This is a genomic window from Methylacidimicrobium sp. B4 (assembly GCF_017310545.1).
Classification (GTDB): Bacteria; Verrucomicrobiota; Verrucomicrobiia; order Methylacidiphilales; family Methylacidiphilaceae; genus Methylacidimicrobium.
Genome location: NZ_CP066203.1, coordinates 899,232 through 923,208 on the forward strand (window position 1 = coordinate 899,232; position 23,977 = coordinate 923,208).

General features: G+C 67.0%; 25 protein-coding genes. 8 read left to right on the plus strand and 17 right to left on the minus strand.

Annotation, left to right across the window (positions count from 1 at the left end; genetic code table 11):
* Window positions 1–23 precede the first annotated feature (23 nt).
* A complete protein-coding gene (locus tag MacB4_RS04345; protein ID WP_206864619.1) occupies window positions 24–428 on the minus strand; it encodes a hypothetical protein in 405 nt (134 codons plus the stop codon).
* 276 nt (window positions 429–704) lie between these two features.
* On the opposite strand from MacB4_RS04345, the gene MacB4_RS04350 reads away from it, so the two are divergent.
* A complete protein-coding gene (locus MacB4_RS04350; RefSeq protein ID WP_242529331.1) occupies window positions 705–1,292 on the plus strand; it encodes a C40 family peptidase in 588 nt (195 codons plus the stop codon).
* On the opposite strand, the gene MacB4_RS04355 is transcribed toward MacB4_RS04350, so the two are convergent.
* The 6 genes from MacB4_RS04355 to MacB4_RS04380 are packed head-to-tail and all read right to left on the minus strand — an operon-like array spanning window position 1,289 to window position 6,265.
* Window positions 1,289–1,774: a hydrogenase maturation protease gene (locus MacB4_RS04355; RefSeq protein WP_206864623.1), complete on the minus strand. Its 486-nt coding sequence runs from the start codon at window positions 1,772–1,774 to the stop codon at window positions 1,289–1,291. The two genes, MacB4_RS04350 and MacB4_RS04355, sit on opposite strands and share 4 nt — an antisense overlap.
* Complete coding sequence (locus tag MacB4_RS04360; RefSeq protein WP_206864625.1) at window positions 1,771–3,060, minus strand: Ni/Fe hydrogenase subunit alpha; 1,290 nt, start codon at window positions 3,058–3,060, stop codon at window positions 1,771–1,773. Before MacB4_RS04360 ends, MacB4_RS04355 begins: the two co-directional genes overlap by 4 nt.
* Window positions 3,050–3,829 carry an oxidoreductase gene (locus tag MacB4_RS04365; protein WP_206864626.1) on the minus strand — a complete coding sequence of 260 codons (780 nt, stop codon included), beginning with the start codon at window positions 3,827–3,829 and terminating at the stop codon, window positions 3,050–3,052. Before MacB4_RS04365 ends, MacB4_RS04360 begins: the two co-directional genes overlap by 11 nt.
* A 2-nt stretch (window positions 3,830–3,831) precedes the next feature.
* Window positions 3,832–4,659, minus strand: coding sequence for an FAD/NAD(P)-binding protein (locus MacB4_RS04370; RefSeq protein ID WP_206864628.1), 828 nt, complete (start codon window positions 4,657–4,659; stop codon window positions 3,832–3,834).
* 3 nt (window positions 4,660–4,662) lie between these two features.
* Window positions 4,663–5,127: a cyclic nucleotide-binding domain-containing protein gene (locus MacB4_RS04375; RefSeq protein ID WP_206864630.1), complete on the minus strand. Its 465-nt coding sequence runs from the start codon at window positions 5,125–5,127 to the stop codon at window positions 4,663–4,665.
* The gene (locus MacB4_RS04380) at window positions 5,120–6,265 is read right to left on the minus strand and encodes a 4Fe-4S dicluster domain-containing protein (RefSeq protein WP_206864631.1); all 1,146 of its coding nucleotides are present in this window, start codon (window positions 6,263–6,265) and stop codon (window positions 5,120–5,122) included. Before MacB4_RS04380 ends, MacB4_RS04375 begins: the two co-directional genes overlap by 8 nt.
* A gap of 164 nt (window positions 6,266–6,429) precedes the next feature.
* On the opposite strand from MacB4_RS04380, the gene MacB4_RS04385 reads away from it, so the two are divergent.
* Complete coding sequence (locus tag MacB4_RS04385) at window positions 6,430–7,098, plus strand: hypothetical protein (protein WP_206864633.1); 669 nt, start codon at window positions 6,430–6,432, stop codon at window positions 7,096–7,098.
* Window positions 7,099–7,110: 12 nt separating this feature from the next.
* Complete coding sequence (locus tag MacB4_RS04390; RefSeq protein ID WP_206864635.1) at window positions 7,111–8,598, plus strand: hypothetical protein; 1,488 nt, start codon at window positions 7,111–7,113, stop codon at window positions 8,596–8,598.
* Window positions 8,599–8,704: 106 nt separating this feature from the next.
* Here the strand turns inward: MacB4_RS04390 and MacB4_RS04395 are convergent, their stop codons facing one another.
* The 4 genes from MacB4_RS04395 to MacB4_RS04410 all read right to left on the minus strand — a co-directional run bounded on the left by MacB4_RS04395 (window position 8,705) and on the right by MacB4_RS04410 (window position 10,679).
* Complete coding sequence (locus MacB4_RS04395; RefSeq protein WP_206864637.1) at window positions 8,705–8,869, minus strand: hypothetical protein; 165 nt, start codon at window positions 8,867–8,869, stop codon at window positions 8,705–8,707.
* A 129-nt stretch (window positions 8,870–8,998) separates the two neighbouring features.
* Window positions 8,999–9,190 (minus strand): hypothetical protein, encoded by a 192-nt coding sequence (locus MacB4_RS04400; RefSeq protein WP_024807867.1) that lies wholly within the window; start codon window positions 9,188–9,190, stop codon window positions 8,999–9,001.
* Between the two features lie 314 nt (window positions 9,191–9,504).
* Window positions 9,505–10,527 (minus strand): ParA family protein, encoded by a 1,023-nt coding sequence (locus tag MacB4_RS04405; RefSeq protein ID WP_206864638.1) that lies wholly within the window; start codon window positions 10,525–10,527, stop codon window positions 9,505–9,507.
* Window positions 10,524–10,679: a helix-turn-helix domain-containing protein gene (locus MacB4_RS04410; protein WP_370569405.1), complete on the minus strand. Its 156-nt coding sequence runs from the start codon at window positions 10,677–10,679 to the stop codon at window positions 10,524–10,526. Before MacB4_RS04410 ends, MacB4_RS04405 begins: the two co-directional genes overlap by 4 nt.
* A 358-nt stretch (window positions 10,680–11,037) precedes the next feature.
* Here MacB4_RS04410 and MacB4_RS04415 point away from each other — a divergent pair, with 358 nt between their 5' ends.
* Window positions 11,038–14,133, plus strand: a complete 3,096-nt coding sequence (locus tag MacB4_RS04415; protein ID WP_206864639.1) for a DNA polymerase III subunit alpha — start codon at window positions 11,038–11,040, stop codon at window positions 14,131–14,133.
* 41 nt (window positions 14,134–14,174) lie between these two features.
* Here MacB4_RS04415 and MacB4_RS04420 read toward each other — a convergent pair whose 3' ends face one another.
* Window positions 14,175–14,567 carry an SCP2 sterol-binding domain-containing protein gene (locus MacB4_RS04420; RefSeq protein ID WP_206864641.1) on the minus strand — a complete coding sequence of 131 codons (393 nt, stop codon included), beginning with the start codon at window positions 14,565–14,567 and terminating at the stop codon, window positions 14,175–14,177.
* 116 nt (window positions 14,568–14,683) lie between these two features.
* Here MacB4_RS04420 and ppk1 point away from each other — a divergent pair, with 116 nt between their 5' ends.
* Window positions 14,684–16,870, plus strand: a complete 2,187-nt coding sequence (gene ppk1 / locus MacB4_RS04425) for a polyphosphate kinase 1 (RefSeq protein WP_206864643.1) — start codon at window positions 14,684–14,686, stop codon at window positions 16,868–16,870.
* Between the two features lie 21 nt (window positions 16,871–16,891).
* On the opposite strand, the gene MacB4_RS04430 is transcribed toward ppk1, so the two are convergent.
* Genes MacB4_RS04430 through MacB4_RS04440 form a run of 3 tightly spaced genes read right to left on the minus strand, consistent with a single transcriptional unit; the run spans window position 16,892 to window position 19,845 of the window.
* Complete coding sequence (locus MacB4_RS04430; protein ID WP_206864645.1) at window positions 16,892–17,203, minus strand: FmdB family zinc ribbon protein; 312 nt, start codon at window positions 17,201–17,203, stop codon at window positions 16,892–16,894.
* A 23-nt stretch (window positions 17,204–17,226) separates the two neighbouring features.
* A complete protein-coding gene (locus tag MacB4_RS04435; protein WP_206864647.1) occupies window positions 17,227–19,053 on the minus strand; it encodes a GreA/GreB family elongation factor in 1,827 nt (608 codons plus the stop codon).
* A 51-nt stretch (window positions 19,054–19,104) separates the two neighbouring features.
* Complete coding sequence (locus MacB4_RS04440; RefSeq protein WP_206864648.1) at window positions 19,105–19,845, minus strand: metalloregulator ArsR/SmtB family transcription factor; 741 nt, start codon at window positions 19,843–19,845, stop codon at window positions 19,105–19,107.
* Between the two features lie 229 nt (window positions 19,846–20,074).
* Between MacB4_RS04440 and serA the strand changes: the two genes are divergently transcribed.
* The 3 genes from serA to MacB4_RS04455 all read left to right on the plus strand — a co-directional run bounded on the left by serA (window position 20,075) and on the right by MacB4_RS04455 (window position 22,625).
* Window positions 20,075–21,670 carry a phosphoglycerate dehydrogenase gene (gene serA / locus MacB4_RS04445; RefSeq protein ID WP_206864649.1) on the plus strand — a complete coding sequence of 532 codons (1,596 nt, stop codon included), beginning with the start codon at window positions 20,075–20,077 and terminating at the stop codon, window positions 21,668–21,670.
* 179 nt (window positions 21,671–21,849) lie between these two features.
* A complete protein-coding gene (locus MacB4_RS04450; protein WP_206864650.1) occupies window positions 21,850–22,233 on the plus strand; it encodes a hypothetical protein in 384 nt (127 codons plus the stop codon).
* Window positions 22,233–22,625 (plus strand): DUF488 domain-containing protein, encoded by a 393-nt coding sequence (locus MacB4_RS04455; RefSeq protein WP_206864651.1) that lies wholly within the window; start codon window positions 22,233–22,235, stop codon window positions 22,623–22,625. Before MacB4_RS04450 ends, MacB4_RS04455 begins: the two co-directional genes overlap by 1 nt.
* On the opposite strand, the gene MacB4_RS04460 is transcribed toward MacB4_RS04455, so the two are convergent.
* Both MacB4_RS04460 and MacB4_RS04465 read right to left on the minus strand, forming a co-directional pair.
* Complete coding sequence (locus tag MacB4_RS04460; protein WP_206864652.1) at window positions 22,622–23,317, minus strand: HAD family hydrolase; 696 nt, start codon at window positions 23,315–23,317, stop codon at window positions 22,622–22,624. The two genes, MacB4_RS04455 and MacB4_RS04460, sit on opposite strands and share 4 nt — an antisense overlap.
* A gap of 11 nt (window positions 23,318–23,328) precedes the next feature.
* Window positions 23,329–23,952: a histidine phosphatase family protein gene (locus MacB4_RS04465; RefSeq protein ID WP_242529332.1), complete on the minus strand. Its 624-nt coding sequence runs from the start codon at window positions 23,950–23,952 to the stop codon at window positions 23,329–23,331.
* Between the last annotated feature and the right edge of the window lie 25 nt (window positions 23,953–23,977).

Here is a 23,977-nt window from a genome sequence, read left to right on the forward strand (position 1 = left end):
ACGATCGGGCACGCGGGCCCGTGTCACTTCACCGAATACATCTCGGCCAGCAGATCGATGTAGGCGTTGGCCGCCTCCGCGAGCTTGTGGCTGTAGGCCATTTCGCGGCTCTCCCCCTGGCCTTGGCTATGGAGCTCGGCCATCGCCTTGCTCTCCATGACCTTCTTGACCAGGGCCTTGGCTTCGCGAATCGCCCCTTTCCCATGCTCGACCGCCAGCTCGTCCGTTCCGGGAGCCATCTTTCTTTCGCCCAGCATCACGAGGTTGGAGCCTTCGGCCGCCATCTCGACCGCATGGTTGATGACGGCGTGCATGTGATGGAGCTGGAGCGAGCTGTCGGCATGCTCCTCCTGGGAATAGAGCGAGCTTGCGCCCGGTCCGATTCCGAGGAGAAGGATCGAAGCCAAGAGAAGGGTCGGCATTTTCATCGTTTTCTCTCCGTTCTTCTGGGTTAGATGTTTTTTGCTGGGTCAGGAATCCCTTCCTGTTGGCAGGACCGTACAATGACCGTCAACGAAGCCGCAAACGCAATCTCGACCCGCTTCCCGCGGCTGCCCCCCGCCAGTTCGCCGCAACCGCTACAGTCCCTGGGGAGGGTCGCCAGCAAAGGATGCTGGCTGATCCTCGCCCTCTTCCTTCCGGTTACACCCCTGAGAGCTCAAGGGGCACCGCAAGCCGCGGAAGGGGAAAGACGCCCCGCGGGGATGGCGCCCGACGCCTCGCTTCGGCCTGACGACCTGATCGACTTCGAGAAGCAGCCGGCGGCGGTGCAGGAGCTGATCCGCCAGGCACTCCTCTTGACCGAAAAGGATCTCACCTACCGGTACGGCTCGGCCGATCCCGAGAGCGGAGGGATCGACTGCTCGGGCTTCGTCTACTTCGTCCTCCGCCGGTGCGGGATCCCGGACGTGCCCCGGAGCGCGAGCGGCCAGTATGCCTGGGTCCGGAAGGCGGGGAACTTCCGGGCGGTCTTGAGCCGGAACCCCGAGAGCTTCGAGCTGGACGAGCTGCGTCCGGGGGACCTGCTTTTCTGGGAAGGCACCTATGCGACCCAGAACGATCCCCCGATTACCCATTCGATGATTTACCTGGGACGGGAACGGGCCGGAGGCGAGCGGGTGATGGTGGGATCGAGCGACGGACGGACCTACCATGGTCAGCAGCGGTGGGGGGCCAGCGTCTTCGACTTCTGGCCAATCTTTCCCGGGCAGAAGAGGGCTCCGGGGAGCAGCCGCTTCGTCGGCTATGGGAAGATTCCGGGGCGGGGAGCCGGGGAGGGATCCGCCCCTTAGCCCGCCCGTCGGCGCTCCTCTGCGATCCGCTCCACCGCCTCGTCCACCGCGGCGGCGACGGAAGGCGAAAGCGGCGCCCCGGGAGCAAAGGATGATCCCTCCACGGCGTAGAGGATGATCTGCCCAGGCAGCCGGCCCAAGGTGCGGCCAAGCTCGATCGCCTCGGCGAGCCCGAGCCCGTGGGTCGAGGCGGAGGCGGCCGGAGGCAGGAGCTCCCAATCCCAAAGCGGGTCGATCCGGTGGAGCCGACCGGGCTTTCCCTGCGGGAGGGCGGCATCGAGGACGAGCACGAGCCCCCTCCCCTCCCAATGATCGAGGAGGTCGAGCGGCCGTCGGAAGGCAAGGAGATCGACTTCCGGGAGGGCGAGGCGGGCCAGGTGTGCGATCACCGCGGGCCCAAAGCCGTCGTCGCCCCGGTCGGGGTTGCCCAGCCCGGCGACGAGGAGGGGTCGCGGACGGGAGGGTTCCGAAGAGATCGTCATCGGCCATGAATCCGCAGCCGGAGGAAGTGGGTCGAGCAGGAGATGCAGGGGTCGTAGTTGCGGATCGCCTGCTCGCAGCGGGCGCGGAGGCTCTCCTCGGGCAGCGCAAGGAGGCTCTCGGCCAGAAGACGGAGATCCTCCTCGATCGAGGCCTGGTTCTGGGAGGTGGGAGGAACGATCCGGGCCTGCTCGATGGTTCCCTCGGCGTCGAAGCGGTAGCGGTGGTAGAGCAGCCCGCGTGGAGCCTCGGTTGCGGCGTGGCCCTCGCCCGCCCCCCGGGGAAGGGGGAGCGCGGGGGCCTCGGGCGGCTCGTAGAGGGAGAGGAGCCGGAGCGCCTCCTCGCAGGCGAAGAGCACCTCGACCGACCGGACGAGGATGCTCTGGAAGGGGTTGTGGCAGGTGGGCCCGAGGCCCGCTTCCCGGGCGTGCGCCTGGATGGACGGGGGGAGGCGGTCGAAGTTGAGGTTGTAGCGGGCCAAGGGGCCGACCAGGTAGCTTCCCCGCTCCCGCAGCGAGCAGTAGAGGGCGGTCGAGTGGGGGAGATGGCGCTCCTCGAATGCCGTGTCGAACTCCTCCGGAGCGAGGGAAAGCCCCCGGCTCGAAGCGATCTCTCCCTCGTTCATCGGATATTCGGAGGGGTGGCGCAGGGCGATGAACTCGTAGTCGCGCTGATATTCGGGCATGGGGAAGGTGGCGACCCAGCGGAGGAGCGCCACCGCCTCCTCGCGTGCCCTTTCGAGCCTTGCCCGGAGGGCCGAGAGCTCCGCCGGGCTCGGCAGCCGGTAGAAGCCCCCGACCCGGACGTTGATCGGGTGGATCTCCCGGCCTCCCAGGACGCGGACGATCTCGTTGCCCGCGCGCTTGAGCGCCAAGGCCCGCTCGACCTCCGCGCGGTGATCGCGGGAGATGGCGATCGCGTCGGGATAGCCCAGGAAATCGGGGGCGTGGAGCAGGACGATGTGGAGGACATGGCTTTCGATCCACTCCCCGCAGTAGAGCAGCCGCCGGAGGAGCCGGAGGGGGCCGTCCACGACGACGCCCAGCCCATGCTCGAGCGCATGGACGGCACTCATCTGGTAGGCGACCGGGCAGATGCCGCAGATGCGCGCCACGATGTCGGGGACCTCGGCGGCCGCCCGGCCCCGAAGGAAGGCCTCGAAGAAGCGCGGGGGCTCGAAGATCCGGAGCCGGGCGGTCTCCACCTTCCCGTCGTGGAGGAAGAGCTCGAGGCTCCCCTCGCCTTCGACGCGGGCGAGCGCTTCGAGCGAGAGCTTCTTAGTCGGCATGGGCCTCGCTTTCCCTCCGGAAGGGTGCTGCCGCCGCGTTGAAGGTGCGGAAGACGCGGTGGAGATCGCGTTCGGAGGCGCCGAGAGCGCGCCATCGGAGGGAGAGGCTCGGGGGGTTCGGACTCTCCATCGGCCCGTAGCAGCCGTAGCAGCCGCGCGCGTAGCCGGGGCAGATCGCCCCGCAGCCCGCATGGGTGACGGGACCCAGGCAGGGAGTTCCGCGGGCGACCAGGACGCAGGGATGGCCCGCCCGCTTGCATTCGAGGCAGACGCTATAGTGGGGGATCGCCGGGCTGCGGCCGGAGAGAAAGGCCGAGATCACCTCCAGGAGCTGGAAGCGGTGGATCGGGCAGCCCTGGAGCTCGAAATCGACCGGGACATGGGCGGCAATCGGGGTCGAGCGGTCGAGGGTCTGGATATACTCGGGCGAGGCGTAGACTGCGGAGAGGAAGTCCCCAATGCGCGCGAAGTTGCGCAGGGCCTGGATCCCGCCCGCGGTCGCGCAGGCGCCGATCGTGACCAGCTTCCTCGAGGCACGGCGAACCTCCTGGATCCGTTCGGCATCCTCGGGCGTGGTGATCGAGCCTTCGACGAGCGAGAGGTCGTAGGGTCCCGGGAGCGTCTTCCGGGAGGCTTCGAGGAAATAACCGATCTCGACCTTCTCCGCGAGCGCGAGCAGCTCCTCCTCGCAGTCGAGGAGGGAGAGCTGGCAGCCATCGCAGGAGGCGAACTTCCATACGGCGAGGCGGGGACGGGGTGGGTTCGACATGGTTAGATCTCCCGGAGGGAAAGCAAGCGGGCAATCCGGCTGTAGGGAAAGACCGGACCGTCGCGGCAGACGAAGGTCGGCCCCATCTGGCAGCGGCCGCAGACCGCAAAGGCGCACTTCATGTTCCGCTCGAGCGACAGGAAGATCCGCTCGGCCGCAACCCCGGCACCGAGCAGCGCCAGGGCGGTAAAGCGCATCATCACCTCGGGCCCGCAGACGAAGGCGGTGGCCCGCTCCGGGGCAAAGCGGGCGTAGGGGATCCGCGAGGGGACTACACCGACCGAGCCCCGCCAGGCGGGAGAGGCATGATCGACGGTCACCTCGACCTGGAGGTCGGGTCGCGAGCGCCAGCGGCCGATCTCGGGGCCAAAGGGGAGCCCTTCGGGGCTGCGTGCCCCGCAGAGGAGAGCGATCCTCCCGTAGCGCTCCCGCTCGGCCAGGGCGGGAAGGAGGGCGGAGCGGATGGGGGCCAGGCCGAGGCCGCCGGCGATGAGCAGGAGATCGCTTCCCGCCGCCTGGGCGAGCGGCCAATGCGATCCGTAGGGGCCGCGAGCCCCGAGGACGTCGCCGGCCTCGAGCTGGCAGAGGGCCTGGCTGACCGGGCCGACCGCTCGGATCGTGTGGAGGAGCGGGCCTTCGCCCGAAAGTCCGCTCACGCTGACGGGGATCTCCCCGATCCCGAATGCGTAGAGCATGAAGAACTGGCCCGGGAGGAAAGCCGGGGGAGTCCCTTGGGTCGGGGAGAGCGCCAGGGTGACGGTGTCGGCGGTCTCCCGAGAGACCCGCTCGACGCGAAAGAGGCTTGGGACGAAGGGATCGGCGGCGCGCATGGCTCAGGCGGGCGATTCGCCATAGACATCGAGGAGCTGGAGCCGGACCGCCTCCAGCCGCTGGACGAAAAGCGGCAGGAAGCGCTTGAGCAGCTCGTAGCCGAGCTGGGGATCGGATTCGGATTTGCCCCGGAGGCAGCGGGCACCAATCGCAATTCCCTCGATGGGTTCGACCGCGCGCACATCGCAGCTCCACCGGTAGGGCGCGATGACCCAGGAGGTGCCGACCACCTCCCCCTCGCGCAGAGTTTCGAGCACGATCGGCATCCGGCCCGGTCGGTGGAGCTCGAGCGCGACGGTGCCAGACTCGAGGAGGAAGAAGCCGGAAGCGGGCTCCCCTTCCCGTGCGAGGAACTGGCCGGCTGGGAAGGAGACCCTGTGCGCGCATTCGGCGAGCGTCTCGACGATGGCGGGATCGATCCCGGCGAAGAAGGGGTGCTTGGCGAGGTTGGGCTTCGGATCAGGCATGGGTAGGCTCCGGAAGGGAGGCGCGGATCGCCCGGGCCTCCTCGGTGAGGTCGATGCCGACCGGGCACCAGGTGATGCAGCGGCCGCAGCCGACGCAGCCCGAGCTGCCGAACTGGTCGAACCAGGTCGAGAGCTTGTGGGTCATCCACTGGCGGTAGCGGGAACGGATCTCTTTGCGGACGCTCCCCCCATGGAGGTAGGAGAAATCGAGGGTGAAGCAGGAGTCCCAGAGCCGCGTCCGCTCGGCACCCTCGCCCGTGAGGGTGGTATGGTCCTCGACCGTCGAGCAGAAGCAGGTGGGGCAGACCAGGGTGCAGTTGGCGCAGGCGAGGCAGCGGGCCGCTACCTCCTGCCACCGGGGATGTTCGGGATGATCCTGGAGAAGCTCCCGGATCCCCCGGGTGTCGAGCGAACGGCCCATCCGGGAGGCGGTAGAGGCGAGGAGCGCATCGGCCTCCCGCCGGTCGGCCGCGCCCGCCGGGCGGTGGGGAATGGCCCCCAGGATCTCCTCGCCCGCAGGGCTGCCGACCTCGACCAGGAACCGGTGGGAGCCGGGCGAAAGGAGCTCGGTGAGTGCCAGGTCAAAGCCCGAAGCGGCCTTCGGGCCCGCCTCCATCGAGACGCAAAAGCAGGTGCCGGAGGGCTCGCCGCACTGGAGGGCGACGATAAAAAGGCCCCGCCTCCGCTCGGCATAGGAGCGGTCGGGATGGCTTCCCCCGAGAAAGACCCGGTCCTGGATCGCCAGCGCGCGAAGCTCGCAGGCCCGGACCCCGAGGAAGGCCCAGCGATCCGAGGGTGGCGCCTCCTCGAGGATGGCAAAGCCCGCACCGGTCCGCTGGGCCCGCCAGAGCCGCTGCTGCGGGGGAAAGAGGAAGCGCTTCCAGGAATGGGGCCCGACCGCATAGCCGAAGAGCGCCCGGTCCTTCCGCCGCTCGAGCCGGTAGTGGCCCCCGTCCTGCCGGTCGGTCCAGCCCTCGGGAAGATCGGCGACCTCACGCACGGCCTCGTAGACGATCGCCTCGTCCCGGACCCGGGGGCCGATCACGGAAAAGCCGCGGGCGCTCAGCGCATCGAGAAGCGCCTGGAGCCCTTCCCGATCGATGATCGCTTCGCCGGCGGTCGGGGCTTGGCCTGGCACGGTGCGATTCTCCGCTTTCCGTGATAGCTCATGGGGGGAGCCCGAACAAGCCGAAGCGTCCCGGGGCGAGCTGCTGGCGGCAGTCGATGCCAGAGCGATTGCCGGGAGCCGCAGTGGGGAACCGATCTGCTTGCTTCCATATAATACATCTATATAATGCCTTTGTGCTTCCTCCCCCGCTCGTCGAGATCAGGGCCCGGCTCGGCCTCCTCGGGCTCCCGCGGGCACCCCTCCGGAAGCGGATCGTGCGTTGGGAAGAGAGTCCCGATCCGTGGCTCCGGCGGGGGTTCCTCTCCCATGCCCTCACCGAAATCGTGGCCCCCGGGCCGGGAGGGGGGCTCTTGCTTTCGGCCGCTCTCCGCTTTTGCGACCAAAATGGGTTGGGCCTGCCGATGGCGCTGATCGACGGGACCGATTCGTTCGATCCCAAGAGCGCTCTGGCCGGCCCGATGCCCTTCCTGCTCTGGGTCCGCTGCCGCCTCCCCCGGGAGATCCTCTCCGCAGCCGACTTCCTGCTCCGGGACGGGAGCTTTCCCTTGGCCTGGATCGATCTTGCCCGGCTCCCCTCCCGGGAGCTCCGCCGGATTCCCCCGACGACCTGGCACCGGTTCGGACGCCTGGCGGAAAAGAAGGGGTCGGCGGCCCTTCTGCTCACTCCGTTTCCCCTGATTCCCGCCGCTCGGGAGCGCTACCGGATCGAGGCTTCCCTCTCCCTGGCTTGCTTGGAAGAGCCGAGGGAAGCCCTCCGGCAACGGCTGCAGCTCGTTCCCTTGCGGCTTACCCATTCCCAGGAGCCCGGATCGTCCGCCCCCCTGGCGGCAGCCGCCGAATAGGAAGGCAATGTCATGTTTGCCGCTCTCCTGCTGCCGCGCTTTTTCCTCCAAGCCGCTCTCCGCTCCCATCCCGAGCTGGAGCGGGAAGCTACGGCCCTCGTGGAGGGAGAAGGCTCCAAGGCCCTGGTCCGGGAAGCGAGCGAGGCCGCCCGGGCGGAAGGGGTCGAGATCGGGATGGGCGCAGCTCAGGCGCAGGCCCGCTCCCCCCGCCTGCACTTTCTTTCCCGAAGCCGACGGGAGGAAGAAGGGCTCCGCCGGCTCCTCCGGGAATCGGCTTGCGCCTGCTCGGGGCAGGTCGAGGAGCGGGCGCCCGGGCTCTGCCTCCTCGATCTCCGCCGTCATCCGAGCTGCCGCCACGGGCGGTGGGAACCGAGTGGACGCGGGGCCGATCCTTCCGATCCCACGGCCCTTCCCGCGCTCTTCCAAGCCCGCGGCCTCATCCTCCAGGTCGGGATCGGACCCACGCCCGAGATCGCCCTTTGGGCGGCGCGGGTCGCCCACCCCTGCCGGATCGTGGAGAAGGGAGAGGAGATCGCGGGCGAGCTCCCGATCGAGGAAGCGGCTCCTCAGCCCGAGCTCGCCGCGCTGCTCCGCCTCTGGGGAGTGACGACCCCCGCCGAGCTGGCCCTCCTGCCCCGGGAAGGAATCGCCGAGCGGCTGGGACAAGAGGGGCTTACCCTCTGGGAAGCGATCCAGGGGAAGGCGCACAAGCCCTTGCATCTCCTCCTCCCGGAGGAGCCCTTCGAGGAGGGGCGGGAGTGGGAGCGGCCGATCGAGGAGATCGCCCCGCTCCGGGAGGCGCTCCGCTCTTCCTTGGACAAGCTTGGGCAGCGGCTGGAGCGGGAGGGCAAGGCGGCCGCCTCGCTGCGGCTGACCCTCTTTCCGGAAGGCGAGGCGGCAGAGGAGCGCTTCTTTTCGGTGCCGACCCCGACCGCGGAGCCGCAAAAGCTCTTCGAGCTCCTCGACCCCTTTTTGGAAAACTGCCGCACCTCAGCGCCCTTGGCGGGCTTCCGGCTTCGGCTCGCCCCAGCACTTCCGCCTTGGCATCAGCCGACCTGGGAAAGGGGGGCTATTCCCGATCCGACCCGCCTTTCGGCGACCTTGGGACGCCTCTTGGCGCTCTTGGGAGAAGACCGGGCGGGCGTCCCCCTGCCCTCGCCCGACCACCGACCGGAGGGCTTTCTCGTGAAGCCGTTCGACCCCAAGCTTCGCCCGGACCCTCCTGAGCCCACGGCACCTCCCCTCTTGGGAGCCCCCCTGCGCCGCTTTCGCCCGCCGATCCGGGCGACCGTGCGGTGCGGGAATGGGAGGCCCGAAGAGCTGCAAACCCCGGATGGGATGTGGAGGATCGAAGAAGCAGCAGGACCCTATCCCCTGTCGGGAAGCTGGTGGGAGGAGGCGTGGACGCGCCAGGAGTGGGATGTCGCTCTTGCCGACGGGAGGCTCCTCCGGCTGGCGGAGCTTCCGGAGAGCTGGCAGATCGAGGGCGAGTATGGATGAGTCCCCGGCCGCAGATGCCGGCCGACAACGATCCGGCGGGGAAGCTCTTATCGAACTCCTCGTGATTGCCGATCCAGAACTCTATCCAGGCTCCCGGGAAGATTGGCTAAAGGTCCTTCGGGCGTGTCTTGGGAAATTGCTCTGGGTCTTCTTGTAGGCCCTGCTCCAGACGATCGAGCAAGCGGCTCAAGCTCGGTCGCGGGGCGGGATTGTGGATGATCTCTGTCCATTCCGGGCTGTCGATCTCCGTAACGATCCCGACCTTCCCCATTGAGCTCCTGTGTTCCCCCAGTTGTGGATCTGACGCGCGACCGCCTCTTCCCGGTGATTCGAAGGCATGGTCTGGCATGCGTACTGGTTCCAAGAAGGAGGCTGGTCGGAGAATGGTGTCTGAGCCTGGCTATGCACCCACCCGCTGCCCCAACGCCGCTTCCAGCAGCCTTTCGAGCCGGTCGAATCGCGAGCTCGTCTGCGCCTGCCAATCGTCGATGCGCTTGTCCAGCTGCTCGAATCGCTTGTTAATCTGGGGGAAGATGCCGGAGATGACGGCGGCCAAGCCGCCGAGGATCGGGATGGCTTGCGGCCAGTCCATAGCCAATTTCTATCCGATGGGCTCGCGGAAAGCAAATGGCGCCAACTTCCCGCGACACCATCCTCCGCCACGCGCCTTTCCTCCCGGCCGGGCTGGTTGTCGACGAGATCGGGCCCATCCCAGTCAGGGTGATGGCCGACCACTCACCGCTTTCATGGAGGCGGCTCTCATCCTCCGAAAGCTACCGGTTGAGCTCTCTGGCTTTCTGCAAGACCTGCTTCCTTGCTCCCCGATACTACCTTCGCATGGCGGCCGAAACGGCTGCGCGCAAACTCGGATTGTCCTCGAGCAAAAGAGTAATCCAACCCAACGGCCTACAATCCAGGAGCACCACCCGCCGACGGCACCGCGACTCCGCAGCGCTCCGCGATCCGGCGGGCCAGCTTTGCGAAATCTTGGTAGCAGTCCCGGACGGCGGCGGCATGCGAGCCGATCGCCCCGTCGGCGGGCCGGAGGAGGAAGATCGGCTTGCGCGCCTCCATCGCCATCGGCATCAGGCTCGGGTAGTGCTTGAGGCTGGCCAGGCAATCAGGGTCATCCTCCACCCGCATCCCCTCTTCGGCTTTGGCATCCATCAGCGCTTGCCGGTACTCCGTCGGGATCCGTTCCATCCAGCGGGCATACGATTTCACGGGCCGGTCGAGACGGACCGCGTGCTGCATCACGACATAGCCTGCGGGCTGCATCTCCGGTCCAGGGAGCTCAAGCTCGGGATTGGGGTTCTTCCCCAATCGCTCTGCCCATTCCTTCCGCCAGGTTCGGAACGTAGGTCCGAGGTTGCGCAATCCTTGGAGCGAGAAGAGATCGGGAGCCAGGGGAATCACGACATGGTGCGCGGCGATGATCGCGGCACGGTTGATTGCGCCCAGGTTTGGGCCGACGTCGACCAGAACGAGCTCGGCCTCCCGCGAGCGGGCCGCAGCCAAGAGAGCTCGATAGAAGGCCGAGATCGCCCGGAAGGCGGCTTCGTCGGCGGCAGTGCAACGGAACCAAGCGTCGGAAAGCCTGCCTTCGAAGGCGGAAAGGCCGAGATCGCCCACGAGAAGGCCGACGGAACGGCCGTTGCTCTCGACATCTTCCAAGTGGGGCGGTGCGATGTCCCCGGTTCCCTTGAGGATCGGTTGAATGACGCCCAGAAGCGTGTCGGGATGGCGGCTGTCGGGCCAGAGCTCTTCCAGCCGGTCTTCTTCCAGGAAGATCGTGGAGAGGTTCGCCTGCGGGTCGAGATCGGCCGCGACGACGTTCAGCCCAAGATCCGCATAGATCCAAGACAGATGGTAGACGAGGGAGGTCTTGCCGACTCCGCCCTTGTTGTTGAAAAACGCGATGATCTTCATGGCCGCCCCGGCTTCCGATGGTCGGGAAGATCGTTGGCGAAGGCGCAGATCGCCTGCCGGATCGCGCTGCGATCGGCGGCTGACCGTTTTCGTTCGACCCGGTCCGACTCGAGATCGAGAAAGAGTGCTTCCAGTTCTTCCGGGCTCAGCATGGGGGATCCTCTTCCGCATCTTTTACGCAACTCGAGCATCCCCTCGCAATCCAAGGCGGAGGCTCGGCGTTCCCCCCGGTCGGGGACACCCGCCTCGCAGGGAGGGGGAGCTGCCATCCCGAATCCTCGAAAGCCTGCGGTGCGGCAGGCTACCAGGAAAATCGAGCATTCCGGGAAAGCGCTGGTCAGGTCGATCCCGAAGAGGAGCGATGGCTGGGTTTGGTCGGAGGTTCAGATTGCGCTCCATCTTTCCGCCACGCAGGTCCTAGCCTGGCCCTCGCTCTCGACCCCGCGGAAAGAGGGTTGAGTAATTATACATGTGCATATATCATGAGCGAGAACCTTCCTTTGCCTCGCGATGCGCCCTTCCCCTTCCTACGTCGAGCTCCATGCCCGGAGCGCCTTCAGCTTCCTGCGGGGGGCTTCCCACCCCGAGGAGCTGGCCCGGGAGGCGGCCCGATTGGGGTTGCCCGGGCTGGCACTCTGCGACCGGGATGGGGTCTACGGGATCCCCCGGCTGCAGGCCGCGGCGCGGGAGGTGGGCATCCGGGCGCTGGTCGGGGCGGAGCTCACCCTGGAGGACGAATCGGTCTTGCCCGTGCTCGTCGAAACGCGGGAGGGCTACCGGAACCTCTGTCAGCTCCTCACCGAGGCCAAGCTCCGCAGCCCCAAGGGGGAGGCCCGGATCGGGTGGGAGGAGCTGGGGAACTTTGCTCCCGGCCTTTTGGCGCTCACCGGGGACGAGGAGGGGCCGCTCTTGCGCGCCCTCTCCCGGGGAGAAGACCCAGGGGAGCCGGCACGGAAGCTCCTCCGGCTCTTCGGGCGGGAGCGGCTCTTCGTTGAGCTCCAGCGGAGCGGGCTCCGGGGGGAGCGCTTCCGCGACCGGAGGCTCGGTGCGCTCGCCCGGGAACTCGGCCTGCCCGTGGTGGCGACGGGGGGTGTCCTCTCTGCGAAGGCCGAGGAGAGGCCGCTGCTCGACGTCCTCCACTGCCTGCGGACCCACACCCCCTTGGATGCGGCAGGGAAGATTCTCTCCCCAAACGACCGGAGGCACCTCCGCTCGCCCCGGGAGATGGAGGTGCTCTTCGCCGATCTCCCCGAAGCGGTCGAGACAAGCGTGCGGATTGCCGCCCGGATCGGCTTTTCCTTGGAGGAGCTCGGCTACTCCTTCCCCCGCTATCCCACGCCCACGGGGGAGAGCGAGGACGACCTTTTGGAAAGGGTGGCCTGGGCCGGGGCGCGGAGGCGCTACGGCCCCCTCTCCCCGGCGGTCCGCCGGCAGCTTTTCCATGAGCTCGGGATGATCCGCCGGCTCGGCTTCGCCGGCTATTTTCTCATCGTCTGGGACCTGGTCCGCTGGTGTGCGCAGGAGGGGATGCTGGTCCAGGGGCGGGGGAGTGCCGCCAACAGTGCGGTCTGCTATAGCCTGGGGATCACCACGGTCGATCCGGTCGGCAGCCGGCTGCTCTTTGAGCGCTTCCTGAGCGAGGGCAGGAAGGGCTGGCCCGACATCGACCTCGATCTGCCGAGCGGGGAAGCCCGGGAGCGGGTGATCCAGGAGGTCTACCGCCGCTACGGGCGCCGGGGGGCGGCGATGACGGCGAGTGTGATCTGCTTCCAGGGACGGAGTGCTGCCCGGGAGCTGGGCAAGGTCCTCTCCCTGCCAGGCGAGCTTCTCGATCGCTTCTCCGCCCTCTTCCCCGGAGGGGACTATCCCCACACCCTTTCCTGGGAAGAGCATGGCCGGCAGTGCGGGCTCTCTCCGGCCCACCCCCGGCAGGCGGCCTTTCTGCGTCTCTACCCCAAGCTCCTGGGCCTGCCCCGCCACTTGGGCCAGCATCCCGGGGGGATGGTGATCGCCCAAGGGGAGCTCGACCGGATCGTCCCCCTGGAGAATGCCGCGATGCCGGGCCGCTCAATCCTCCAATGGGACAAGGACGACTGCGAGGAGCTCGGGATGGTGAAGATCGACCTGCTGGGCCTGGGCATGATCGCGGTGATCGAGGAGGCGACGGCGCGCTGCCGGGACCGGGGGCGGCCAGTCGACCTCGCGCGCCTGCCCAAGGACGATCCCGAGACCTTTGCGCTCCTGCAGCGGGTCGAAACCGTCGGGGTCTTCCAAGTGGAGAGCCGTGCCCAGATGTCGATCCTCCCCCGGCTGCGCCCGCGCTGCTTTTACGACCTGGTGGTCCAGATCGCCATCGTCCGTCCGGGACCGATCCACGGGGGGCTGATCGGCTCCTACCTGGCCCGCCGGAGCGGCCGGGAGCCGGTCGGCTATCCCGATCCGCGCCTTGCTCCGATCCTGGAGCGGACCTTGGGGATCGTGCTCTTCCAGGAGCAGGCGCTTCGCATCGCGATGGTCCTCGGGGGATTCTCGGCGGCCCAGGCCGAGGAGCTGCGGCGGGCGCTCGGGTTTCGCCGGGACTCCCGGCGGATGGAGCGGGCGATCGAGCACCTCGCCCAGGCGATGCGGGCGCGCGGCGTTGCTCCTTCGACCATCGAATGGGTGGCCCGCTCCCTCTCCTCCTTTGCGCTCTACGGATTTCCCGAAAGCCATGCGATCAGCTGGGCGGGCCTCGCCTATGCGAGCGCTTATCTCAAGGCGCACCATGGGCCCGAGTTCTACGCGGCCCTCCTCAACCATCAGCCGATGGGCTTCTACTCCCCGGCCACCCTGATCCAAGAGGGGAAGCGGCGGGGGGTGCGCTTCCGGCCGATCTCGGTGCTCGCTTCGGAGGACTCCTGCACGATCGAGGAGGACGGCTCGGTCCGCCTGGGACTCCGCTTGGCGCGCGGGCTCTCTGCCGGGGCGCGCGAACGGATCCTCGCTGCACGGAAGGAGGGACCCTTTGCTTCGCTCGAGGAGCTCCGGCGCCGGGTTCCGCTGAGCCGAAACGAGCTGCGGCTCCTGGCTTCCTTGGGCGCCTTCCAGGGGCTCGCCAGCCACCGGCGGGAGGCACTCTGGCAGGTCGAGCGGCCGCTCTTCCCGGAGGAGCTCCTCCCCCGACCGCCCGAAGGCCCTTCTCCTCTTTCGCCCATGACGCCGCCCGAGCGGCTCGCCGCGGACGGCGCGGGAACGGGGATCACCCTGGGCCCCCACCCGATGGCCTATCTGCGCCCGAGAACGGCCGCAACCCGGAAGGCCGCCGACCTCCGCGGGCTCCCTCACGGGATGCGCGTGCGGGTGGCCGGAGCGGTCATCTGCCGGCAGAGGCCGGGCACGGCCAAGGGCTTCCTCTTCCTCTCCCTGGAAGACGAGACGGGGATCGCCAACGTGATCGTCGCTCCGGATCTTTTCGAAGCCCACCGCCTCCTCCTCTGCCTGGAACCCTTCCTGCTGGTGGAGGGAATCCTCGAAAAGGCCCATGGCCCGATCCAGATCCGGGGAGAGAAGATCGCCCGCTTGCCTTTCCGGGGCCTGCCCGAGCCGAGCTCGCACGACTTCCGGTAACGGCGGCGAAGAAGGCGGACGAGCCATGAGGAGCCCGCCGCCTAGGCGATGCCCGAGAGGCCCCCCGCCTTCCGGGCCGCGTCGAGCAGGGCCTTCGCGGCCCCCGCATGGCTGGCCAGGGAGAGCAGGTCGCCCTTCGGGACCTGGACCTTGCCGCCCAGGACCGCACCCACCATCTTTTCCCGGCCTTCGATCAGCGCCCGCCAGGTCTCCTCGCTCGCCGAAAAGACGGCGTCGGCCCGCGTAACCGTCTCCTCGGACGAAAGTACCGTCGCCGAACGGCAGCCGCCGCCTTCCAGATCGAGGAGGATTCCCTTTCCCTCGGCAATCAGGCCCAGGCGGATCTTCCACTGGCGTCCCTCCTTTTGAAACCCTTCGCTCTCTCCGATGGCCTTGCGCCAGGCATCCGCCGCTTCCTGCTCAAATGGGTTCATGGCTCCTCCTTGCGCTTACTGCCCGACCGCCTTCGCTGTCAATGTCGGCCGGCGCCCCGGAGCCCGAGATTTCGGTCGGCGGGCGGCTCAACTCATGCTTTACTCAAGCGTTGCCGATGGCTAGCGACTTCGAGGATCCTGCCTACTACATCAACCGGGAGCTCTCCTGGCTCGAGTTCAACGCCCGGGTCCTGGAAGAGGCGGCGGATACCACGCAACCGCTCCTGGAACGGCTTCGCTTCCTCTGCATCTTCAGCTCGAATCTCGACGAGTTCTTCGAGATCCGGGTCGCCGGGATCAAGCAGCAGGTCGAAAACCAGAGCGACCAGGAGGGCCCCGACGGACTGAGCCCGGAAGAGGTCTGCGATGCGATCCAGCAGCGGGCGCACCAGCTCGTCGCCCGACAGTACGACATCTGGCGACACGAGGTCGAGCCCCAGCTGCGGAAGAACGGCATCGTCCTCTGCCAACGGAACGATCTTGCGGCGGAGGAGCGGGCATGGGCGGAGCGCTATTTTACCGACGAGATCCTGCCCGTGCTCACGCCGCTGGCGGTCGACCCGAGCCATCCCTTCCCCCAGGTGACCAACAAGAGCTTCAACCTGATCGTCACGCTGCGCCGACCGGTATCGGCCCATCTGGCGGGTTTCGAGATCGTCCAGGTCCCCCACAACCTGCCGCGCCTGCTCACCCTGCCGGGCAGCGGCCAGGATCGGTATCGCTTCATCCAGATCAAGGAGGTGATCGGGCTCTTCCTCGGCAGCCTCTTTCCGGGAGATGAGATCAGCGACGTCAACGGCTTCCGCGTGACGCGGAACAGCGACCTCTACATCGACGACGAGGAGGCCGAGAACCTGCTGCAGACGGTCGAGGAGGAGCTGCGCAAGCGGAACCGGGGCAACGCGGTCCGCCTGGAGATCGAAGAGAGCTGTCCTCCCGAGATGGAGGAGTTTCTTCTCCAGGCGCTCCAGCTGAAGAAGGCGGACAGCTACCGCCACTTCGAGCCGCTCAGCTTCCTCCATCTCCTGCCCGTCTGCGCCCACGAGGCCTTTCCGCATCTGCGGGATCGTCCGTGGACTCCCGTGATTCCGAAGGAGCTGGCCTCCCATTCGGATCTTTTCGATCTCATTCGCCGCCGCGATGTCCTGCTCCACCATCCCTTCGAGAGCTTCGGCATCATCGTCGACCTGTTGCGCCGGGCGGCGGACGATCCCGGAGTGCTCGGGATCCGGATGACACTCTACCGGACGGGAGGGGAGTCGCCGATCGTCCGCGCCCTGATGCGCGCAGCACAGAACGGCAAGCAGGTCACGGCCCTCGTCGAGATCAAGGCGCGCTTCGACGAAGCCAACAACATCGTCTGGGCGAGGCAGCTCGAGGAGGCGGGCGTTCACGTCGTCTACGGCCTCCTGGGCCTCAAGACCCATTGCAAGATGCTCGAGATCATCCGTCGCGACCCAGATCGGATCCGGCTCTACGTCCACCTGGGGACGGGGAACTACCACGTCGGCACGGCCCGCCTCTACACCGACCTGAGCCTCCTGACGACCCGGGACGATCTCACCAAGGAGGTCGGCACCCTCTTCAACATCCTCACGGGCCTCTCCCGCTTCCACGGGATTCGCAAGCTCCTGGTCGCCCCATTCCGCATGGCGGAGGAGTTTCACGAGCGGATCGCCGCGGAAACCGCCTTCGCCCGGCAGGGGAAGCCGGCGCGCATCATTGCGAAAATGAACGCCCTGGTGGATCCGGAAATCATCAAGGCGCTCTACCACGCCTCCGCGGCCGGCGTCCGGATCGACCTGATCGTCCGCGGCATCTGCTGCCTCCGGCCCGGGATCCCCGGGGTGAGCGAGCGGATCCGTGTCGTCAGCATCGTCGGCCGCTTCCTCGAGCACTCCCGGATCTTCTACTTCGAGAACAATGGGGATCCCAAGATCTACCTGAGCAGTGCGGACTGGATGCCGCGCAATCTCTACCGGAGGATCGAGGTCGCCTTCCCGGTCGAGGACCCCGAGATCAAGAAGCGCCTGAGGGGCGAGATCCTCGAGCTCTATCTCTCCGATTGCGTCAAGGCGCGGGAGCTCCAGCCCGATGGGAGCTACCTGCGGCTCAAGCCCGCTTCCCATCGGAGCCCCGTCCAGGCGCAGCTTCAGCTCCGCCACCTCGCTCGAGCCCAGCTCGGCTTCGACCGTCTCCCGAGGCCAGAGAGCATCGCAATCGTCCCGCAGCAGCGGCCGACCCTGCCGCCTCCCCCGACGGAGGCGTCTTCTCCCCTCCCGGAAGAGCCCGACCTCTTTTAGACGACGTTTTTAGACGGCGTTTTAGGCGGCGGGCTTCTTGGCCTCGCTGCCGGAGGACTTCTTCGCAGCCGTCTTTTCGCCGGAGGAGGATTCGTTCTCGGCTTTCGCGGCCTTCTTGTAGCCCTCGCTCCGGTAGTCGGTGAGGTAGAAGCCCGATCCCTTGAAGAGGAGACCGGCTCCTCCGGAGATTCTCCGCTTGAGCCGGCCGCCACAGCGGCCGCTCTCCTCTCCGCAGAGCTCCTTGGGGCACTCCTCCAAGGGAGGATCCGAGATCCGTTGAAAGACCTCGAGGACCGCCCCGCAACGTGCGCACTCGTACTCGTACGTAGGCATAACCAGACCTTCCCGCCGGTCCCTTACGCCGGGATCGGGCCCGCCGGCTCGATCCGCTCGACGCGGACCAGGGAGCCCTTTCCCTTCCCTTCCGACGGCAGCTCGACTTCCTCGCCGGGCCTGCGTCCGAGAAGGGCCTGTCCCAGACCAGCCAAATACGATACCACTCCAGCCGCCGGATCGCTATCCCAAGCCCCGAGAATCGTGACCCGCCGCTCCTTGCCCGTTGCCAGATCCTGAAGGATGACCCGGGTTCCGACGTTGACGGAGTCGATCGCCACCTCGGAAAAATCGGTCGCCCGGGCCCGCGCCAGGGCGGCTTCGAGCTCCGCCTTCCGGCGCAGGAGGACTCCCTGCATCTCCTTTGCCGCCTTATACTCGTGGTTCTCGCGCAGATCCCCATAGGATCGGGCGATCGCAATCTCCCGGGTGTTTTCCGGGATCTGCTTGGTGACGAGGGTTTCGAGCTCCTGCTTCTTCTCCGCCAGGCTCTTCCAGGAGACGATCAGGGAGGCTTCGCTATTCTTCTGCTGATCGCCCGTCACAAGGTCCTGAACGCCGGGATGCTTCTTGATGATCGCTCCCAGGAGGGAGCGCTTGTCCAGCTCCCGCAGGGCGGGGCTCGCGAGAGCGGCCCGAGCCACGTCCCGCGCATCGGTTGGCTGCGCACCAGCGAGAATCGCATGCAACAGATCGAGCTTGCCCGTAAGCAGCTCGTAGAGCTTCGAGCCCTTCTTGGCGACGCCGCTGCTTTCGCGCTCCAGCAGATAGAGGATGCAAAAAAAGAGGTCGGGACGGAAGAGCGGGCGGAAGAGCTCGTCCCGGGTCCGGCAGATCCACGCCAAGGCATCCGACCCGATCGTCCTCTCTCGCACGGCGCGCTCGAGCCGTTCAAGAAGCTCCTTGGCCCTCCCCCCCTCGGCCAAGACCGTGACGATGGCGTCCGCGGTCCGCGCGGAGGCGCCGGGCAGAAGATCCAGGAGAAGGGAGACCGCCCCGCCCTTCTCTAGGACGAGGCGGCGCAGCACCTCTTTCTGCGCCGAGCTGGCCATGACCGACAGGGCTTTCTGCAGCCCCGGCCGGTCTTCCGGAAGCCATTGCGAAACAGCAAGCTCTCCCGACTCGGGCCCTTTTCCGATCGCCGCCAGAAGCTCATCTCGAATGACCGCCAGCTCGAGCAGCTCTCCCGAGCTCGCACCGCCGCCCGACGAAAGAATCCGATCGATCGCCGCCACCGCCTGCTCTCGGCCTCCCGCGGGAATCTTCTCGGCCTTCGCAAGGGCCCGGGCCGCTTCGACGGCGGCCTTGCTGGAAGCCGACTGATCCAATGCGAAAAACAACTTTTGCCAAGCGGGAACGACGGTGGTCACGATGCGGATCGGCTGGTTCTTCCGGCTCGGGACCTCGAATCGGCCCTCCCGGCGCATGACCCGGCGAACCCCGTCCCACCACTTCTTCCACTCTTCCTGGGCGACGACCGTCGGAGTCAGCGCCTCTTGGAGTGCTTCGGGAGTCGCCCCCTCGCCGAAGCTGCGGACACAGATCTCGACGACCGCCACCGGGTCGGACGCCGCTTGCTCCCGAAGCGTGGAGAGCTTCTCGGCCTTCCAGACGAAGATGTGATCGCGGGAGACCGGTTCAAGGGATTGGAGCGCGTACTCCCACTGCATCCGGTGACGCGGCTTTTCCTGGAAATCGATGATGACCGAGCCGGCATCGAGCGAGATCTCCCGGATGAGCCCGAACCCCCAGCTCCGGTGGAGACAGTAGTCTCCAACCGACAGGGGTAGGCTTTCCGCAGCAGGAGCCGAGGTTATCTCCTCGGATGAACGGCCCTCTTCGGACGACATGTGTTAATTGAATCTAATATCGAGCCGTTCCATTTCCCGCAACGATTTTTTCTAACTCTTCGCTTCGACGGCGGGAGCAGGAGCCGCGACGTCCCCGTGCTCCACCGCTTCTGCGGGAGGCTCGCCGGCCGAGGTGTGGCCGGGCGGACGCTCTCTGGAGCCCAACAGGAGAAAGACGACCTTGAGCGCGCCTCCCGCCCGGTCCTCCCGTCTTTCGACTCGAGCATCCAGCAGCTGCTCGAAGAGCCTTCGCTCGAGCTCGCGCGTTCGCGGGAACCGGTCGAGGATCTCCAGGACCGGAGAGTGAAACTCGAGGATCTGTCCGGCGGGGGCGCCGGCCGGCTCGTAGCGGCTCATGCAGCCCTCCTCTTCTCGGGCCTGGGCCAGTTGCCGAGCGCGTTCCTCCAGCCCGGCGCCCGAGACCCGGGATCGCAGTGCCTCGACGCGGCGGCGGTAGAGCCGGTGGAGGAGCCGGTCGACGGCCAGAGGGCCGTAGACGTCCTCGACCGACTCCAGAAGCTCGAGGGCAAAGGGGGTCCCTTTTTGCGGGAAGAACTGATTGGCCTTCTCGGTCAGGACATAGACCTTCTCCGGGCGGCCCACCCGCTTCGCCCTTCGCTGGGTCGAGAGAAACCCCTCCTTCTCCAGGGAGTTGCAATGCTGCTTGACCCCCATGTAGGAGAGGTTCATCCGCTCCGCCAGCTCCCCCACCGAAAGCCCGTTGCTCCGCTTGATTTCGGCGAGGATCGAGTATTTCTGGTTCCGAATCGGCGAAGAGTTGGCACTATCCATAACTGACGAAGGGGAAAGGGCTTCGGATTTCTTGTAGCAGAGATGGGTCCAACTCGTTAATTGCTTTTTGAATTGCTTTTTGAAGAGGAGGGGGGAAAAGGAGCTCTCGCTTCGCTCTGGGGCGGCGGCCGGGTCCCACCGGATCATCAAGGCCTGGGTCGGTCCCGGCCGGAAGGAGAACAACAGCTTTGACAGGGGGCCTTCTCCTCGCTAGGCTTTGGAGCTTCCTATGTCCGCTACATTCACCATCCTGATCGCCGACTCGATCAGCCCGAAGGGGGTCGAGCTTCTCTCCGCCAATCCCTCCGTCCGCGTCCTCGAAAGGACGGGCCTCTCCGAGGATCAACTGGTCGAGGTGGCTCCGTCGTGCGACGCGATCCTGGTCCGAAGCCAAACCAAGATTACTCGACGGATTCTCGAGAAGGCGGAGCGCCTCCGGGTCGTCGGCCGAGCCGGGGTCGGCGTGGATAATGTCGACATCGCCGCGGCGACCGAGCGCGGGATCGTCGTCATGAATACCCCCGGGGGAAACACGATCGCTACGGCCGAGCACGCGGTGGCGCTCATGCTCGCGCTGGCGCGCAGCGTCCCCCAGGCCGATGCCTCGATGCGCGCAGGTGCTTGGAACCGGAAAGCCTTCGAAGGAGTCGAGCTCTGCGGCAAGGTGCTGGGGATCGTCGGCATGGGACGGGTCGGCACGGAGGTGGCTCGGCGCGCCCTCGGCTTCAACATGCGCGTGATCTGCTTCGACCCCTATCTCTCCCCCGCTCGCGTCCAGAACCTTCCGGTGCAGGTCGCCGAGGATCTCGACACCGTTCTGAAGGAGGCCGACTTCCTGACCCTCCACTCCCCGCTGACACCGGAGACCAAGGGGCTGCTCGATGCGCACCGGCTCGCCCTCTGCAAGAAGGGTGTCCGGATCGTCAACTGCGCACGGGGAGGGCTGATCGTCGCCAGCGATCTTCGTCAGGCGCTCGATTCGGGCCAGGTGGCGGGAGCCGCCCTCGACGTCTACGATCCCGAGCCGCCACCCGCCGACTTCCCCCTCCGCTCGCTCCCGAACGTGATCCTCACCCCCCATCTGGCCGCCTCTACGGCGGAATCCCAGGAGCAGGTCGGAATCGAGATTGCGCACGCGGTGCTCGATCTTTTGGTGAACGGGACGATTCGCAACGCCGTAAACATCCCCAACGTCGATCCGCGGACGGCCTCCCTCCTCCGCCCCTACCTGTCGCTGGCCGAGCGGCTCGGTCTCTTCATGGGCCAGTGGGCGCCGAACCGGATGAGCCGGGTGACCCTTTCCTATGCCGGGAAGGTCAACGACCACGACACGACCCCCGTGACGCGCGCCGCCCTCAAAGGGCTGCTGCGGAAGGTGGCCGGGGCGGAAGTCAACGAGGTGAACGCCGCCTACCTCGCCGACACCTTGGGTATCGTCGTCAGCGAGACCAAGACGACTCAAGCCGGCGAGTTCACCGATTGGATCGGGATGGAGATTCAGGTCGATTCAGCCACGCTGCAGGCGGGTGCGACGTTCTGGGGAACGGCGCAGCGGCTGGTGCAGATCAACGGCAACCCGATCGAGGCGCCGCTCGAAGGAGCGCTGCTGGTCTTGGAAAATCGCGATCGGCCCGGCATCGTCGGCCGAGTGGGCTCGATCCTGGGCGAGCGCTCGGTGAACATCGCCTCGATGTCCCTGGCTCGCGCCGAGCATGGCTCCCGAGCCGTCAGCGTGCTTCACGTCGACGGTGCCCCCGGGAACGAAGTGCTCGAGGAGATCCTGCGGGTCCCGGACGTCTATTCGGTCCGGCTGGTGCAGATTTAGGTGCGCGGCCCAATGGGCGTGCCTCCCCTGTCCAGGGGGCATTCCTCGGCCGCGCCTTGGGCGCCATTGCCCCGAGCAGAGCCGGGGAAACCGGCGTTTCCTGGAGCGCGTCCTTCGGGACGATGGGCTTGTCGGTCCCGCCCTTGACCAGCCATCGAACTTGCCCTTTATTGGAACCAATGCGCATCGTCCCGCTTACGCTCGTCGGCTTCTTTCTTGGAGCGGGGCTCGCACCCGCCCAGCCGTCGGAGGAGACCGGGACGGAGCCCGCCCCCCCTCCCCGGGCTTCGGCACCGCACCGGATCGAGAAGAGGCCCGAGGCACCCGCCCCCGAGAAAGGGAAAAAGCCCGCGGAAGCACAACCGCCCAAGCTCAAAGGTGTGATCCCGGAAGGCATCCGGAAGGGTCCAAACATGATCAACCCCGTGGCCCCCAAGGAGTATGGATATGGGGAGCGTTTCCTGTCCAAGTCTCCGATGACCCCGCACATCCCCTATGCGGCGGGCATGACCGAAGTCATGACTCCCGGGGGAGGATTGGAGCTTTTTACCTGGGAGTGGTAATGCCTTCGCACCCTCGGATTCGGATCCGGCGCATCTACGAAGCACCGGGAGCCGATGAGGGCTATCGTGTCCTGGTGGATCGCGTCTGGCCCCGGGGGATTTCCAAGGAGAAGGCAGGAATCGACGCTTGGGACAGAGATCTGGCTCCCAGCACGGCGCTCCGGAAATGGTTCGGCCACGAGCCAAGCCGCTGGAAGGAGTTCGCGCTCCGCTACCGGAGCGAGCTTGCGGGAAAGACGGAGCGGCTGCACGAGCTCCTCCGGGCCGCGGGCTCCCGCGATCTCACCCTGCTCTACGGCGCACGGGACACGGAACACAACCAGGCGGTGGTCCTGCGGGAGGCGCTCGTGGATCTGGCGACCGGCGCCCGCACCCTCTCCGCCACCGATTAAGACGACCGGATCTCCCTCTCCAGCCGGTCGAGGGAATGATCGGCAAGATCCGTTCCCACCCAGGTTGCCCCTGCGAAATCCTGACCGGCCGTATAGTCGTTTTGGGTAATCAGGCAGGGGATGCCCGCCGCACGCGCCGCGCGCAATCCGACCGCCGAGTCCTCGATCGCCAGGACCCGCTCGGGAGGGAGCCCCCACTCGGCCAGGCAGCGCCGGTAGAGCGGGGAGTCAGAAGCGGTCTTCCTCCCGGACTCCTTTCCCAGGATCGGAGAGAACCAACCCGCCTCTTCCGGGAGATGGAGCGCCAGCAGGGCCGCGATCTGCGCCTCGTCCGTGGTCGAGACGATCGCCTGCCGCATTCCCTTTTCCCGCGCCTCCCGGATCCGCGCCCGGATCCCCGGTCGAAGAACGGTACAGGGAAGAAAGCGTTCGAGGTAGATCTTCCTCTTCCATTGCCCGAGCTGGCGGGCCAGTGCTTCGAGCTCACCCGGAGGAGGGGAGAGGGCTTCCAGGGCGCGCCGCATCCGCAGCTCGTTTCCCGGGATGGTCAAGAGCCCCTGGAACTCCTCCCAGCTCCAGCGGATCGGGAGACCCAGCGCCGCAAAGGCCGCGTTGCAGGCGGGGAGATGCCCCTCGCGTTCGGTCAGCGCGATCGTCCCGTCGAGATCCCAGATGAGCCCATCCCAGCGCATGACGATGACCGTTACCGGCAGAGCCTTGCCACGCGATCGGGCGGCAGCTCGGAAGGCGCTGTCGGCTCCACGATCTCATCCGAAAAGCGGGAGAGCGGCAGGTCGAAGACCGCGCAGTGGAGCAGGGCTCGGATATACTTGTGGAGCACGATCAGGACCCCGCGCTCCGGACGGCCGACCAGCGAGCAGAGGGCGCCGACAACGCGCTTGCGCGCGCCGCCGATATCCTCTCCCCCGATGGGAGGCAGCGGCACCCGGGAGGGATCGGCCAGCCACCGTTCGTACTCGGCCGGCTCCCGAGCCGAGAGCTCCTTGCGCGTGTGGCCCTCCCACTCCCCCATGTGCACCTCGATCCACTCCGGCCATGCTTCGATGGGAACCCCTAGCGCTGCTCCGTAGATCTCCGCGGTCTGTCGACCGCGGGCGAGCGGGCTTGAAAAGATCCGGTCGATCGGGAGATCGCGGAGAAGCACGCAATTCGCCCGGGCTTCCCTCAGCCCCTCCTCGCAAAGGGGGATATCGGTTCGCCCCTGGATCCGATGCTCCAGGTTCCACGACGTCTTGCAATGCCGTGCCACGAAGATGCGGGGGTATCGAACGGCCTCGCCCCTCTCTCCCTGCTCTCTCCTCGTCACCTTCGCTTCTCCGGTGCGTTTCCCC